Raw genomic sequence first — 15,177 nt, 5'->3', positions numbered from 1 at the left:
TGGTGATGCCGGCGTTCGCCGGTGGTGCTATCCGACCTTGGCCTCGTCGGCCAGTTCGACCACCAGGGCCACGACCTCCTCCAGCGTCAGGCCGGTGGTGTCGAGCTCGGTGGCGTCGGCGGTCTGGGTCAGCGGCGAGTGGGCGCGACTGGAGTCGAGCTTGTCGCGGCGGGCCAGGTCGGCCTGGGTGGCGGCGACGTCGCCGGTCCGGACCTCCTTGCTGCGCCGCTGCGCGCGGGCCTCGGCGCTGGCGGTGATGAACAGCTTCACCGGAGCGTCGGGGGCCACCACCGTGGTGATGTCCCGGCCCTCGACCACGATGCCGGCGGACTCCGCCCTGGCGGCCTCGATGATCTCGCGCTGGGTGCGCACCAGCAGCGCACGCGCCTCGGGCACCGCCGAGACCGCGCTGACGTTGGTGGTGACGTCCTTGCCACGGATGTCGGTGGCCACGTCACGGCCGTCGACCGTAACGGTGGGCGCGTCCGGGTCGGTGCCCATGGAGATCATGGGACGCTCGACGTTGGCGGCCACCGCGGCGGCGTCGTTCACGTCCACCCCGTGGTGCAACATCCACCAGGTCAGGGCCCGGTACATGGCCCCGGTGTCGAGGTAGCGCAGCTCACGCACCCGGGCCACGCCCCTGGCCGTGCTCGACTTGCCCGACCCGGAGGGACCGTCGATGGCGATGACGATTCCGGTGTGCTGCGCGCTCACTACTGCTGACTCCCTCGGTCCACTCTTCGCCGACGCCCAAGACTACCTTCGCGCGACCCGCCCTCGGACCATGGAACGGAGCGGTCTCACACCCCCGGGTGGACCGACCATCCGTCGGCCGAAAGCGCCTCGGCGAGGACGTCCACCGCTTCCGGCAGCACGTACAACTCGGCCACGCCCAGCGGTAGTCCCGGACTGTGCTCGATGCGCACGTCCTCGATGTTGACCCCGGCGGTGGCGGCGGCCGCGAACAGGCGGCCCAACGAGCCGGGTTCGTCGGGGATCACCACGGGGATCACGGTGTACTCCGGACGACGGACCGAACCGTGCTTGCCGGGGATGCGGCCGTGCCCGGCACGGCCGCGCTCCAGCAGGTCCCGGACCGGTTCCGCCGTATGGTCCGCCAACGCCTCCGCGGCGGCGGCCAGGTCCGCGGCCACCTCGCTCAGCACCCGCGCCACCGGGGCGGCGTTGTGGGTGAGGATCTCCTCCCACATGCGCGGGTCGCCGCCGGCGATACGGGTGACGTCTCGCACCCCCTGACCGGCGAGCGCCAACGCGGTCGCGTCCCCGTCCAGCAACCGCGCGGCCACCGAGGAGGAGGCCACGTGCGGAACGTGCGAGACCAGTGCCACCGCCCGGTCGTGCGCGTCACCGTCCAGCACCAGCGGGTCCGCGCCGCAGAGCCGGGCCAGTTCGGTCACGGCCGCCACCGACCCCGGGTCGGCCTTCCCGGTGGGGCACAGCGCCCAGGATCGGCCCAGGAACAGGTCGGCGCGGGCCGCGCCTGGGCCCTGCTTCTCCCGACCTCCCATGGGATGCCCGGGCACGAACGTGGCCATGTCACAGCCCGCGCGTTCGGCCTCGCGCAGCACGCTCGCCTTCACGCTGGCCACGTCGGTGTACACCTGGGCCAGGCCGCGGTTCTGGGCCTCGCGCAGCACCGACGGAATGACGGCCGGAGGTGCGGCGATCACCGCCAGATCCGCCGGGGCGGTCTCGGTCGCCTCGTCCAGGGGTCGTCCTGCGCCCAGGTCACGGGCCAACCGGAGCGACGCCGCGTCGGGGTCGGACAACGTGACGTCGACACCACGCCCGCGCAGGGCCAACGCGATCGACGTGCCGATCAGACCGGTGCCGATCACCGTCACCCGACGCAGGTCGATTCGCCGATCCCCGGCCGTGCCGCTGCTCACTCGCCTGTCCCCCGACCTCGACTTCTTCCCCGAACCCCCAGGGTAGGGCCTCGTACCTACTGGGCGATGTCCAGACGCAACGCCTGGGCGCCGCGCAGGTACACGTGCTGGACCTCCGAGCGGGGACGGTCGGTCTCCACGTGCGCCATGAGCCGCACCACCCGGGGCAGGGCGTGCGGCACGGAGATCTCCGTGGCGCACATGAGCGGAACGTCGGAGAACCCGACCTTGCGCGCCGCCAACGCCGGGAACTCACTGGTCAGATCGGGGGTGGCGGTGAACACCACGCTGATCACGTCGTCGGTGGTGAGCCCGTTGCGCCGCATCACCTCCGAGACCAACTCGGCCGTGGCCTCCAGCACCTGCTCACGTTCGTCCGCGTCGACCTGTACCGCTCCACGGATGGCCCGTACCGCCACGTTCTTCCCGCCTCGTCCTCGTTTCCGCGCCGCCCGAAAAACGCGACGGCGGCCACCCCGGTTCGGGGTGGCCGCCGTCAACTGTATCGACAGCGCTCGGTTACAGCGCCGCCTGCTTGTACAGTTCGCCGACCTCACGCTGGCTGAGCGAGCGCATCGTGCCCAGCTTGAGGTTGTTCAGGTCGATCGGACCGACCTGGGTGCGGGCCAGGTCCGCGACCGGGTGGCCCACGGCCTCCATGAGACGACGCACGATGTGCTTGCGTCCCTCGTGCAGCCGGATCTCCACCATGGCCTGCTGGTCGTCGTTGTCGACCACGCGGAAGGAGTGGACCTTCACGGGCCCGTCCTCCAACTCCACGCCCTTCTCCAACTCGCGCACCACCCGGTGCGGCACCGGGCCGGACACCTTGGCCACATAGGTCTTGATGACCTTGTAGCGCGGGTGCGTGAGCCGGTTGGCGAGCTCACCGTCGTTGGTCAGCAGGATCAGACCCTCGGTCTCGGTGTCCAGGCGACCGACGTGGAAGATGCGCTCGGAGGTCTGACCGGCGTAGTCGGCCAGGGTCGGGCGCCCCTGCGGGTCCCACATGGTGCTGACCACGCCGCGGGGCTTGTTCAGCGCGAAGTAGAGCTTGTCCGGAGCGGTGACCACACGCATGCCGTCGACGCGGATCTCGGAGACCTCCGGGTCCACGCGCGCGCCGAACCTGCGGACGATCTCCCCGTCGACGCTGACGCGACCGGCGGCGATCATCTCCTCGCTGGCGCGACGGCTGGCGACACCGGCCGCGGCGAGTGCCTTCTGCAGGCGGATGCCACCGGGCACGTCGGTGTAGCCGTCACGGTCGTCGCCGTGATGGTCGTCGTCGCGCGGGTCGTAGTCGGCGCGCAGCGCGTTGAGGCGCTCGCGTGCCGCCTTGGACAGCTCGTTCTCGCTCTTGCCACCGGCGACCGGGGCCGGGCCGCGGTTGTCGCGGCGCGGACGCTCGTCGCGTCGGTTGTCACGGCCGCCGCCACCGCGTCGGTCGTCACGACGCTCGAAGGAACGACCACCACGGCCGTCCCGACGGTCCTCACGTCGGTTGTCGCGACCCTCGTCACGGCCACGGAACCCACCGCGATCACGGTCACGGTCCTCACGGCGCGGACGGTCATCGCGCCCCTGGGGACGACGATCGTCACGGTCGTAACGGCCACCGCCACCACGTCGATCATCGCGACGCTCGAAGGAACGACCACCACGGTCATCCCGACGATCGTCACGTCGATTGTCGCGACGGTCGTCGCGTCCCTCGTCACGGCCACGGAACCCACCGCGATCACGGTCACGGTCCTCACGGCGCGGACGGTCGTCGCGCCCCTGGGGACGACGGTCGTCACGGTCGTAACGGCCACCGCCACCACGTCGATCATCGCGACGCTCGAAGGAACGACCACCACGATCATCCCGACGATCGTCACGGCCACGGGACCCGCCACGGTCACGGTCGTCCCGCTGGAAACGCCCGCCACCCTGGCGGTCGTCACGACGCTCGAAGGAACGACCACCACGGTCGTCACGTCGATTGTCGCGACGGTCATCCCGTCGATCGTCACGTCGGTCGTCGCGACCGCGGAAACCACCGCGGTCACGGTCACGGTCGTCACGCCGCGGACGGTCATCGCGCTCGAAGCGCCCGCCACCACGACGATCATCACGCCGGTCATCGCGCTGGAAACGTCCGCCACCTCGGCGGTCGTCTTGTCGCTGGGGGCGGTGGCCTCGGCCACCGCGGTCGTCATTGTCGCCGCGCTCACCGCGCGGGGCGTATCCGTCGCGCCGCTCACCGCGGGGACGTTCGTTGTCAGTTGTGCTCACCGGTGTCGTCAAGACCTTCGATGTCGTCGGGGAGGAACGGCGCCAGATCAGGCAGCTCGTCGAGGCCGCGCAGGCCCAACCGTTCCAGGAAATAGGAAGTGGTCCGATACAGCATCGCACCGGACTCGGGGTCGTGACCGGCCTCTTCGATCAGCCCCCTCAGTACGAGGGTACGCATGACTCCGTCGCAGTTGACCCCGCGTACAGCGGAGACCCTGCCACGGGAGACCGGTTGGCGGTAGGCGACCACCGCCATCGTCTCTAGTGCGGCCTGGGTCAGCCGCACTTCCTGCCCTTCCCTGAGGAAGTGCTCGACGATGTCGGCGCACTCGGGTCGCGTGTACACACGCCACCCCTCGGCCACCGCCCGTAGGTCGAAACCACGGCCCTGCTCGGTGTATTCCCGGGACAGGTCCTCCAGGGTGCGGGTGACCACGTCGAGGGGGACGTCCAGGGCTCGCGACAGGTCGAACTCGGACACGGGCTGGTCGATGACCATCAGGACGGCTTCCAGGTCACGGCGCAGCGTGGGCGGCGCTTCCGCCCGATCGACCGCGTGTTCCATGGTCATGGTCACTCCCCCTCGTCATAGTCGCCGGCCACCTCGACCTCGCCTTCGCCACCGGTCCAGGTGACAAGAAGCTCGCCCAAGGGTTCGGGCTGGTCGAAGCCCACGTTGGAGGCCCGGTACAGCTCCAGCAACGCCAGGAAACGCGCGACGATCTCGAACGTACCGGTGCAGGCGACCGTCAGCTCCGCGAACGTGAGTCGTCCGTGCTCGCGCAGTTCCGCGACCATCAACTCGCCCTGTTCCTTGACCGAGGTCTTGGTCTGGTGGATGTGGGTGACGGGGACGCTCGGCGGTTCCTTGGGGGTGAAGACCAACCCGGCAAGGGCGGCGAACTCCTCGGGACCGAGTTTGAACAGCACGTCCGGTCGCATGCCGGCGAACCGTTCCTCCAACGGCACCGCGCGGGCGTAACGGCGTCCCTGGGAGGCCAGCCGCTCGCGCATGTAGGAGGCGACCTCCTTGTAGGCGCGGTACTGCAGCAGCCGGGCGAACAGCAGGTCGCGGGCCTCCAGCAGCGCCAGGTCGGCCTCGTCCTCCACGTCGCCGCGCGGCAGCAGCCGGGCCGCCTTCAGGTCCAGCAGGGTGGCCGCGACCAGCAGGAAGTTGCTGGCCTGGTCCAGGTCCCATTCGTCCCCGTGGGCACGGATGTGCGCGATGAACTCGTCGGTGACCTGGGACAGCGCCACCTCGGTGATGTCGAGCTTGTGTTTCGAGATAAGCCCGAGGAGCAGGTCGAAGGGCCCCTCGAAGTTGTCCAGGTGGACCTGGAAGGTGTTCTCGTCGACCTCGTCGACGTCCTCAGTCACCATGGCGGGTCCACGTCCTTTCGCACATGGAACAAGGGTGGCACCACCCGGGACCCTCCGGTGACGAGAACGGGCCCGGGTCGACCGCTCCCCCAGCGATCGCCCCGGGACCCTCGTGTCAGTCCTCGCTCAGCCGACGGACCAACATGCTGCTCGATCCGTGCTCCTCGAAGTCGGCGAGCAGCACCGCCACCGCCTCACGGACGAGGCGGCCGCGGTCGGCCGACAGTCCGTGTTCGGCCCGCAGTGACAGCCTGGTCTGTTCCAGGGCCAGCAGTTCGGCTCCGGAGACGTAGACGGTGATCTTCTCGTCGTGACGCTGGCGTCCGCTGGGTTTGGGCGCCCGGCGGGCGCTCTTGGAGCCGCGCCCGGTCCTCTTGGACCTGCCGGCGTCATCGGATCCGTTGGCCTTGTGCGTGGTCCGCTTCGACGAGCCCTCGGCCGAGTCCTGTCGTGTCTGTTCCGGTACCTGGTGTCGGTGGTCGGTCTCCGGCTCTTCCGGTTCGGGACCGGAGGGGCGGAAGAACAACTCGTCCGCCCCGGGTAGCGTCACGCGCCGTGACCGCTGAGAGGCCACCTCGCCAGCACCTCCTTGGCCAGAGCCCGGTAGGCGTTGGCCCCGGCCGAGGACGAGTCGAACCTGGTGATGGGTTCGCCCGCCACGGTGGCGTCCGGGAAGCGCACGGTGCGGTTGATCACCGTGCCGTAGACCTTGTCGCCGAACCCGTCCACGATCGTGGACAGCACCTCGCGTGCGTGCAGGGTGCGCGGGTCGTACATGGTCCCGAGGAAACCGTCGATGACCAGTTCCTCGTTGAGTCGTTCCTGGACCTTCTGGATGGTGTCCATCAGCAGCGCCACACCGCGCAGCGCGAAGAACTCGCACTCCAACGGCACGATGACACCGTCGGCGGCGGTCAGCGCGTTGACGGTGAGCAGGCCCAGCGACGGCTGACAGTCGATCAGGATGACGTCGTAGTCGTTGATGACCGGACGCAGCGCGCGCCCCAACATCTGCTCGCGGGCCACCTCGCCGACCAGCTGCACCTCGGCGGCCGAGAGGTCGATGTTGCTCGGAATGAGGTCCAGGCCGTCGATGTCCGTCTTGAGCAGGACGTCCTCTACCGACACATCCCGCTGCATGAGCAGGTTGTAGACGGTCAGGTCCAGCTCACGCGGGTCCAGGCGGCCCAACCCCACCGACAGGGCGCCCTGCGGGTCGAAGTCGACCAGCAGCACCCGCCTGCCGTACTCGGCGATGGCGGCACCGAGGTTGATGGTGGTGGTGGTCTTACCGACCCCACCCTTCTGATTACACAGTGCTACAATCCGTGCCGGGCCGTGTTCGTCCAACGGCTCTGGCTCTGGATATGTGCGCACCGGTCTCTTGGTGTGCAGATCCGCCCCCGTGTTGCGTGTCGTCCCCCACGGGTTGTTCACCGGGTCGGCGAGGTCCCCCCCGCCGACGGGTGCGGTGTTCGCCGCCTCGTCGTACTCCGACCAGTTCACAACCCTTGACCTCCCCTACGGACCGGCCACGGCCCGATGGGACTCTTGACGTCTCCCACGACTGGCCGCCGTCGGAAACTCAATATGTCGACAGCAACGTACCTTCGTGCGGCGACTCTAGAACGGCGACACGGCGCACTTCAACATGATCAGATGAGTATTCGTCGCCGTGCGTACCGAGGGGGTCTGGCCGCACGTATCCTTCCTTCTCGTAGGAGAAGGGTACACACCAGACACCCTGTTCCGGCCCCGAACGACAAGCCTTCCGGCCCCACCTGCCAGGACCCCCCATCGCCGCCGGCGATCACCTTCGTGCCCTGGGGTGACTGGTGGCGTACACCTCCCGCAACCGTTCCACGGTCACGAGCGTGTACACCTGGGTGGTGGTGACCGAACTGTGCCCCAGCAACTCCTGCACCACCCGGATGTCGGCACCCCCGTCGAGCAGGTGCGTGGCGAAGGAATGGCGCAGGGTATGCGGGGAGATCCCCTCGACCCCGGCCCTCTCGGCCACCGCCGACAACAACGCCCACCCGCCCTGCCGGGTCAACCGGCCCCCGCGCGCGTTGACGAACAGCGCCGGCCCACCGCGGCCGGAAGCGGCCAGTGTCGGCCGTGCCCTGGTCAGGTACCCGCCCAGGGCACGGCGGGCGTGCGAGCCGAGCGGCACCAGACGTTCGCGTCCGCCCTTGCCGCGGAACCGCACCAGACCGACCTGTGAGCTCTCCCTCACCGCCTCGGCCACGTCGTCCACGTCGAGCCCCACCGCCTCCGAGATCCGCGCACCGGTGCCGTAGAGCAACTCCAACAGGGCCCGATCGCGCAGGGCCAACAGGTCGGCTCGCGCGTCGGAGGCGGGGGCGTCCTCGGGGCCGGCCGCGGCCAACAACCGCTCGACCGCGTCCAAGGGGATCGCCTTGGGCAGACGCATGGGCGAGGCGGGCGGTGCCACCTCCGCGGCCGGGTCGGTGGTCGCCCACCCCTCGCGCACCGCGAACCGGTGCAGCCCGCGCACCGCGGCCAACGTGCGACCGACCGAGGCCGGCCCCAGAGGGGCGTGATCCTCGTCGCCCTCGCGCAGTGCCGTGAGGAAGGAGCCCACCCGTCCCGTGGTCACCCCGCCCGGTTCCGTCACACCGAGGGCGTTCAGGTACTCCACGTACCGGCCCAGGTCACGCCGGTACGCGGACAGGGTGTTGACGGACAGCGCCCGCTCGGCGCTCAGATGGTCCAGGAAGGCGGCGCGGGCCCGTTCCAGCGGCCCACGCTCCGGTTCCCCCTCCACGGCTCAGTGGTCGCCGGCCACGGGCAGCGACGCGAATCCGTCGGCCGCCGCGGCGTGCGCCGCCAGGATCCCGATGACCGTCGCGCCGTTGTGCAGTCGGCCGCGGAGCACGGCGCGCACCGCCTCCTCCAGCGGCAACCATTCGGCGGCCAGATCGGTCTCCTCGTGTTCGCGTACGAAGTCGATCTCCTCCTCGGGCACCTCGGACAGGTCCCGGGCGAGGAAGAGGTGGATGCGTTCGTTGGAGAACCCGGTGCTGGGGAAGAAGTCGGGCAGCTTGTGCCAGGTGGCGGCGCGCAGCCCCGCCTCCTCCACCAACTCCCGGCGGGCGGTGGCCAACGGGCCCTCCCCCTCGACGTCCAGCACACCGGCGGGCAGCTCCCACAGGGTGTGTCCGACGGCGTGCCGGTACTGGCGCTGCAACAGCACCCGACCACGCTCGTCCAGGGCCAGGATCGCCGCCGCGCCCGGGTGGTCCATGTAGTCACGGGCCGCCACGGTACGTCCCTCGCCGTTGGCGCCGGGCATCTCCACCCAGTCCGTGCGCATCGCGCACTTGGCCCCGCGGAACCGCTCCTCGGAGCGTTCCACCGGCCACGACTCGGGGGCGTCCGCGACCCTCGCGTACGCCCCCGTCGTCTCTTCTGCGACCCGGTCGGTCATTCGGCCCCTCTCACTCGGGCCCCGCCGACCGTCGCCTAGGACTCCTTGTGCTCCAGCGCGGCGGAGATCAGCCCGCTGAAGAGCGGGTTGGCGTTGGTCGGGCGGGACCGCAGCTCCGGGTGCGCCTGCGTCGCGATGAAGAACGGGTGGACGTCCCGGGGCAGCTCCACGTACTCCACCAGCTTGCCATCAGGGGAGAGTCCGGAGAACACCAGGCCCGCCTCCTCCAGCTTCTCGCGGTAGGCGTTGTTGACCTCGAACCGGTGGCGGTGACGCTCGGAGACCTGCGCCCGACCGTCGTACAGGTCACGGACCAGGGTGCCCTCACCCAGGTCGGCCGGGTACAGGCCGAGCCGCATCGTGCCGCCCATGTCGCGGTCGCCGGCGACCACGTCCTCCTGGTCCGCCATGGTGGCGATGACCGGGTCGACGGCCTTGTCGTCGAACTCCAGGCTGTTGGCGCCCTCCAGGCCGAGCACGTTGCGGGCGTACTCGATGACCATGCCCTGCAGACCCAGGCAGATGCCCAGCAGCGGGATCCCGTTCTCACGGGCGTAGCGGATGGCGCCGAGCTTGCCCTCGATGCCGCGAACGCCGAACCCACCGGGGATGAGGATGCCGTCGGCGCCGTCGAGCTCGGCGGCCGCACCCGAGGGGCTGGCGCAGTTGTCGCTGGCGACCCAGCGAAGGTTCACCCGGGTGTCCGTGGCGAAACCACCGGCGCGCAGCGCCTCGCTGACCGACAGGTAGGCGTCGGGCAGGTCGATGTACTTGCCGACCATGGCGATGGTGACCTCGTGGTCGGGCTGGTGCACGCGACGCAGCAGCTCGTCCCACTCGGTCCAGTCCACGTCCCGGAAGGGCATGCCCAGGCGGCGGACGACGTAGGCGTCCAGGCCCTCGCGGTGCAGCACCTTGGGGATGTCGTAGATGGAGGGCGCGTCGGGGGTGGAGACCACGCCGGCCTCGTCCACGTCGCACATGAGGCTGATCTTGGACTTGAGGCTCTGGGTGATGGGCCGGTCCGAGCGGCACACGATGGCGTCGGGCTGGATTCCGATGCTGCGCAGGGCCGCGACCGAGTGCTGGGTCGGCTTGGTCTTCATCTCGCCGGCGGGGCCGAGGAACGGGATGAGGGACACGTGCAGGAAGAAGCAGTTCTCCCGGCCGATCTCGTGGCGGATCTGGCGGACCGACTCCAGGAAGGGCTGCGACTCGATGTCGCCGACCGTGCCGCCGATCTCGGTGATGACGATGTCGACGTCGGGGTGGTCCATCGCGTAGATGCGCGACTTGATCTCGTTGGTGATGTGCGGGATGACCTGCACGGTGTCACCGAGGTAGGCGCCCTGTCGCTCCTTGGCGATGACGCTGGAGTAGATCTGACCGGTGGTGACGTTGGCGGACGCGGACAGCTCCACGTCCAGGAAACGCTCGTAGTGGCCCACGTCCAGGTCGGTCTCGGCACCGTCGTCGGTGACGAAGACCTCGCCGTGCTGGAAGGGGTTCATCGTGCCGGGGTCGACGTTGAGGTAGGGGTCCAGCTTCTGCATGGTGACCCGCAGACCTCGCGACTTCAGGAGTCGACCCAGGCTGGAGGCGGTGAGGCCCTTGCCAAGACTGGAGGCGACGCCGCCAGTAACGAAAAGGTGCTTGGTACTCGCGGCGGATGCCAAAGTGTTGCTCCCGTGGTGTGAGTGGCTACGGCGGGCTCGCAAGAGCCGAGCGACCGTGCGGCGGTCCGGGTCCGAGCGGCGGCCATGCCGTTTCAGCACGTCGGACTCCACGGGGCACCAGGATAACAGGCCCCCCGTTCGCCCACACCGGGCCAACTGTTCCCACCCTCGTTCTGTTCCCCGCCACCACCCGAAAGCCCACTCACAATGACCACCACGTCGGCGTTTTCGCGTGTCATCACCGTTGGTGTGGTGGCGAAGGCAACACCGCTCAGGCGGGGAAGTTCCCGGCGCGACCCAGGTAGGCGGGCGGGGACTTGGCGAGCCGCTCCCCCATCCAGTCGCCCAGGGCCGCGGCCTCCGACAAACTCACACCGGTGCGCAGGCCGCTGCGGTGCAGCAGGTAGAGCAGGTCCTCGGTGCCGATGTTCCCGGTGGCGGCGGGGGCGAAGGGGCACCCGCCGAACCCGCCGAGGCTGGAGTCGAGTACCCGCACGCCCTCCTCCACGGCGGCCAGCGCGTTGGCGTAGCCGGTGTTACGGGTGTTGTGGAAGTGACAGCGCAGGGTCCGCCCGGGCGCGGCCTCGGCGGTCAGCCGCAGCAGTTCACGGACCTGGGAGGGCACACCCACGCCGATGGTGTCGGCCAACGCGATCTCCACCGCGCTCGTCTCGGCGATCCGGCGCACCACCCGGGCGACCCGTTCGGGGGCGACCTCGCCGTCGAAGGGACAGCCGAAGGCGGTGGAGACGGTGACGCTCAACGGCACCCCGGTGCCCTGGAGGGCCTTGTCCATGTCGACCAAGGCGTCGAGCATCTCCTCGACCGTGCTCCCCTGGTTGCGGACGCTGAACCCGTCGGTGGCCGGCACCGCGACGTTGACCTCCGACACCCCGGCGGCCAGGGCCCGGTCCAGGCCGCGGCGGTTGAGCGCCAGTCCGATGAAGGAGGCCCCCGGATCCCGCCGGACCCCGGCCATGATCTCCTCGGCCCCGGCCATCTGCGGTACCCGCTTGGGGTTGACGAAACTGACGGCCTCGATCCGCCGCACCCCGGCGGCGACCGCCCGGTCGATCAATTCGATCCGATCCTCGACCGACAGCACGGTGGACTCGTTCTGCAGGCCGTCACGCGGTCCCACCTCGACGATCTCCACGTGCTCGCCGCCCTCGGGCCCACGGTCGTTCGTGGTCATCAGGTCCACCTCTCACGCTCCGTCGCGTCTCGCGCTCCCAGGCTAGGGGAGGGCGAGGGTGACCCCCATCACCGGGGGTCGGAGTGCGACCCTCGCCTCTGGTCAGCGCAGGGCGAGGGCGGGGCGGACCTCCCACGTGGTCCACACCGGCCGGTAGCCCATGCGGTGCCAGAACGGCCCCGACAGCGGGTTCATCGCGGCGTAGTTGAGCACCGACACACCCACTCCGTGGCTGTCCAGCGCCTGGTGGGCCTGGCTGACCAGGGAGGTGCCGATCCCGTGGCCGCGCTCGGCGGCGGTCACCACCCCGTAGCCGATGTGGGCGATCGGGCGGGCCCGCACCAGGGACTTGGCCCATCGGGAGCGTTCGGGCGGCGAGACCCACAACAGGCCCACGGCACGGCCGCGGCGCTCGGCCAACCAGATCCACGAACGGGATCGGTTCAGCGCCCGGGCGGCCACCTTGCGGGTCTGCTCGGCGGTGTCGGGCTGCAGGAAGACCCCGCCGAAGTGCTGTTCGTAGCGGTGCTCCTCCATCAGCAGGCCGACCACCTGGGTCAGGTCACTGATGTCGGCGAGCCGGATGGCCACGTCGCGTGGGGGCAGCGACGGCGGCACCCCGCGTCGGCGTTGGCGCGCCGCGAGCACGGTGTAGGGCTGTAGTCCGTGGCGTTGCAGCGGGATGATCCCGGTGACGTCACGGGCGGGCCAGCTGACCAGGGCCGCCGACTCCGAACCGGTGCCGGAGGGCAGGTCCTCCAGTTGGTCGCGCCAGCTGGTGAGCAGTGAGTCCAGGGCACGGGCCGGTTCGGGGCCACCGACGATGGGGGTGAGCCAGTGCTGGTCGGGCACGCCCCAGATCCGGCCGACCTCGCCGGGTTGGTACCAGGTGTAGTGCATGCTGCCCGCGGCGACGGGGAGGCCGTCCTCGTCGCTGACGGTCAGGAGCGGATAGGAATCGGGGGCGAAACCCACGGGTTCGGGTAGCAGGGGGTCGGCCTCCGCCCAGCGTTGGGCGGCCGAACGCACCAACGGGTCGAGTCCGACGTCGCCCCCGGGCGACTCATCATGTCGCACCCGTGCGACATAACCGCTCATCCACCCCTCCCATAGCGGGTTCTTCCCAAGTGAACACCCTCGGTTCTGGCGCGGACCGAGCCGCGGTCGCCCTCACACCACGGCACGGACATAACGGTGTCTGAGGGACCAGAACGACCGTACCGCCTCATCGCGGTACCGGCACACGGAATCGGAGAATCGGGCGGTGGTCCGGCATCATCTCCCGTACCGCGCGGAAGGACGGGCTCTACGGTAACGGATCTCGGATCACTCTCGGGTGGCGGGTCGGTGTATCGATAGACACGAAGTCGCCCGCGTGACGGGCGATCCCGCCGAAGGTCAGCCCTCGTCGTCGCCCGCCGCGTTGACGGTGGTGTTGCGCCCCTGGTTGATCACCTCGGGATCACCCTCGGCGAAGGTGATCTCGTTGTCCACGCCCACCAGGACGATCTTCTCGGCGCTGCCGACATCGACGACCGACCCCCGACCGGTGGCGCGCACCACCCCGCAGTCGCCGGCGAGGACGACGGTGGCGCGGTCCGCGGAGACCACGACCTCCCGTTCCTCGCAGTCCTCGCGCACGTCGGTCCCGTCGTCGACCACGAGGATCACCTCGTCGTCGATGACGTTGCCCGCGGGCTCGCTCGTGGTCTCCTGCCCCTGCCCGGCCTCGGGTGAGGGGGCGCTCTCCTCGGGGGCCGCCCGGCCCATGTCGCACCCGGCCAGCAAGGAGCCGAGCAGGACCGCGCCCCCCATACCTTTGAGCACCCGACCGAGCATGGAACTCTCCCACCAGAAAACGGCAATCACGACATACCTCTTGGATAAAACCCAAGACTATGTCACGCGAAGGTAACTACGCGACCTAAGCGTTCTGTGATCGTTTCCGATTAGATACATACCGATCGGGATCATCGGGGCACCCGAGGTTGTCACTTCACCCCGGCGGCGTCCATGCCACGAAGCTCACGCTTCAACTCACCGATCTCGTCGCGCAACCTCGCCGCCAACTCGAAGTGAAGATCCGTGGCGGCCTGGTGCATCTGCTCACCGAGCTGCTCGATGAGACCGGCCAGCTCGGCCCGCGGCATGTTGGCCACGTCCGCCTTCTCGCCCAACGCCGGCACCGGGGCCTTCACGGACTTGCCCCCCTGCCGATAGCCGGTCGCCATGAGCTCCTCGGTGTCCACGTCCTCGCGGTTGAGGGTGTCGAGGATGTCGGCGATCTGCTTGCGCAACGGGGTCGGGTCGATGCCGTGCTCGGCGTTGTAGGCCAACTGCTTGTCCCGACGCCGATTGGTCTCCTCGATGGCGGCGCGCATGGAGTCGGTCACGTGGTCGGCGTACATGTGCACCTGACCGGCCACGTTACGGGCCGCACGACCGATGGTCTGGATCAGCGAGGTCTCCGAACGCAGGAAACCCTCCTTGTCCGCGTCCAGGATCGCCACCAGCGACACCTCGGGCAGGTCCAGGCCCTCACGCAGCAGGTTGATGCCGACCAGCACGTCGAACTCGCCCACCCGCAGCTCGCGCAGCAGCTCCACGCGCCGCAGCGTATCCACCTCGCTGTGCAGGTACCGGACCCGAATACCCATCTCCGCGAAGTAGTCGGTGAGGTCCTCGGCCATCTTCTTGGTCAAGGTGGTCACCAACACCCGCTCGGAGCGCTCGGCCCTCTCCCGGATCTCGTGCACCAGGTCGTCGATCTGACCCTCGGTCTCCTTGACCAACACCTCGGGGTCCACCAGACCGGTCGGGCGGATCACCTGCTCGACCACCTCGCCGCCGCCCTGGCGGAGCTCGTACTTGCCCGGCGTCGCCGACAGGTACACCGACTGGTCGATCCGCTCGGTGAACTCCTCCCACTTCAGCGGCCGGTTGTCCATCGCCGAGGGCAACCGGAACCCGTGGTCCACCAGGGTGCGCTTGCGCGCCGCGTCCCCCTCGTACATCGCGCCGATCTGCGGAACCGTCACGTGCGACTCGTCCAGGACCAGCAGGAAGTCCTCGGGGAAGTAGTCCAGCAACGTGTTGGGGGCGCTGCCCGGAGCACGGTCGTCGAAGTGCCGCGAGTAGTTCTCGATCCCCGAGCAGGTGCCCAGCTGACGCATCATCTCCAGGTCGTGGGTGGTGCGCATCCGCAGCCGCTGCGCCTCCAGCAGCTTGCCCTGCCCCTCCAGTTCGGTGAGCCGTTCCCCCAGCTCCGCCTCGATCGTG

15 protein-coding genes are annotated in these 15,177 nt (G+C 69.5%); all 15 read right to left on the bottom strand.

Annotated features, from left to right (window positions below):
* Window positions 1-27: 27 nt before the first annotated feature.
* Window positions 28-717, bottom strand: a complete 690-nt coding sequence (gene cmk / locus ABZ717_RS22495) for a (d)CMP kinase (protein WP_358513663.1) — start codon at window positions 715-717, stop codon at window positions 28-30.
* A gap of 86 nt (window positions 718-803) precedes the next feature.
* Window positions 804-1,913, bottom strand: a complete 1,110-nt coding sequence (locus tag ABZ717_RS22490; protein ID WP_358513661.1) for a prephenate dehydrogenase — start codon at window positions 1,911-1,913, stop codon at window positions 804-806.
* Window positions 1,914-1,969: 56 nt separating this feature from the next.
* On the bottom strand, window positions 1,970-2,332 hold the full coding sequence (aroH, locus tag ABZ717_RS22485) for a chorismate mutase (protein ID WP_067603118.1): 363 nt from the start codon (window positions 2,330-2,332) through the stop codon (window positions 1,970-1,972).
* 100 nt (window positions 2,333-2,432) lie between these two features.
* Window positions 2,433-4,193 carry a pseudouridine synthase gene (locus ABZ717_RS22480; RefSeq protein ID WP_358513659.1) on the bottom strand — a complete coding sequence of 587 codons (1,761 nt, stop codon included), beginning with the start codon at window positions 4,191-4,193 and terminating at the stop codon, window positions 2,433-2,435.
* Window positions 4,180-4,764, bottom strand: a complete 585-nt coding sequence (scpB, locus tag ABZ717_RS22475; protein ID WP_358513657.1) for an SMC-Scp complex subunit ScpB — start codon at window positions 4,762-4,764, stop codon at window positions 4,180-4,182. The genes ABZ717_RS22480 and scpB overlap by 14 nt, the downstream gene beginning before the upstream one ends.
* 2 nt (window positions 4,765-4,766) lie before the next feature.
* Window positions 4,767-5,573, bottom strand: coding sequence for a ScpA family protein (locus ABZ717_RS22470; RefSeq protein ID WP_358513655.1), 807 nt, complete (start codon window positions 5,571-5,573; stop codon window positions 4,767-4,769).
* A 115-nt stretch (window positions 5,574-5,688) separates the two neighbouring features.
* The gene (locus ABZ717_RS22465; protein ID WP_358513653.1) at window positions 5,689-6,123 is read right to left on the bottom strand and encodes a hypothetical protein; all 435 of its coding nucleotides are present in this window, start codon (window positions 6,121-6,123) and stop codon (window positions 5,689-5,691) included.
* On the bottom strand, window positions 6,120-7,079 hold the full coding sequence (locus ABZ717_RS22460) for a ParA family protein (protein WP_067603062.1): 960 nt from the start codon (window positions 7,077-7,079) through the stop codon (window positions 6,120-6,122). Before ABZ717_RS22460 ends, ABZ717_RS22465 begins: the two co-directional genes overlap by 4 nt.
* 304 nt (window positions 7,080-7,383) lie before the next feature.
* Window positions 7,384-8,364 carry a site-specific tyrosine recombinase XerD gene (locus ABZ717_RS22455; protein ID WP_358513651.1) on the bottom strand — a complete coding sequence of 327 codons (981 nt, stop codon included), beginning with the start codon at window positions 8,362-8,364 and terminating at the stop codon, window positions 7,384-7,386.
* 3 nt (window positions 8,365-8,367) lie between these two features.
* Window positions 8,368-9,027, bottom strand: coding sequence for an NUDIX hydrolase (locus ABZ717_RS22450; protein ID WP_358513649.1), 660 nt, complete (start codon window positions 9,025-9,027; stop codon window positions 8,368-8,370).
* 35 nt (window positions 9,028-9,062) lie between these two features.
* The gene (locus tag ABZ717_RS22445; RefSeq protein ID WP_358513647.1) at window positions 9,063-10,703 is read right to left on the bottom strand and encodes a CTP synthase; all 1,641 of its coding nucleotides are present in this window, start codon (window positions 10,701-10,703) and stop codon (window positions 9,063-9,065) included.
* Window positions 10,704-10,974: 271 nt separating this feature from the next.
* Window positions 10,975-11,898 carry a hydroxymethylglutaryl-CoA lyase gene (locus ABZ717_RS22440; protein WP_358513645.1) on the bottom strand — a complete coding sequence of 308 codons (924 nt, stop codon included), beginning with the start codon at window positions 11,896-11,898 and terminating at the stop codon, window positions 10,975-10,977.
* Window positions 11,899-12,000: 102 nt separating this feature from the next.
* Window positions 12,001-12,996, bottom strand: coding sequence for a GNAT family N-acetyltransferase (locus tag ABZ717_RS22435; protein WP_358513643.1), 996 nt, complete (start codon window positions 12,994-12,996; stop codon window positions 12,001-12,003).
* A 300-nt stretch (window positions 12,997-13,296) separates the two neighbouring features.
* On the bottom strand, window positions 13,297-13,737 hold the full coding sequence (locus ABZ717_RS22430) for a DUF3060 domain-containing protein (protein ID WP_358513704.1): 441 nt from the start codon (window positions 13,735-13,737) through the stop codon (window positions 13,297-13,299).
* A 152-nt stretch (window positions 13,738-13,889) separates the two neighbouring features.
* Window positions 13,890-15,177: helicase-related protein (locus tag ABZ717_RS22425; protein WP_358513641.1), on the bottom strand; the 1,288-nt coding region annotated here is incomplete at its 5' end.

It is taken from the genome of Nocardiopsis sp. NPDC006832, from assembly GCF_040635885.1.
GTDB lineage: Bacteria > Actinomycetota > Actinomycetes > Streptosporangiales > Streptosporangiaceae > Nocardiopsis.
This window is presented reverse-complemented; position numbering and strand designations above follow the sequence as displayed.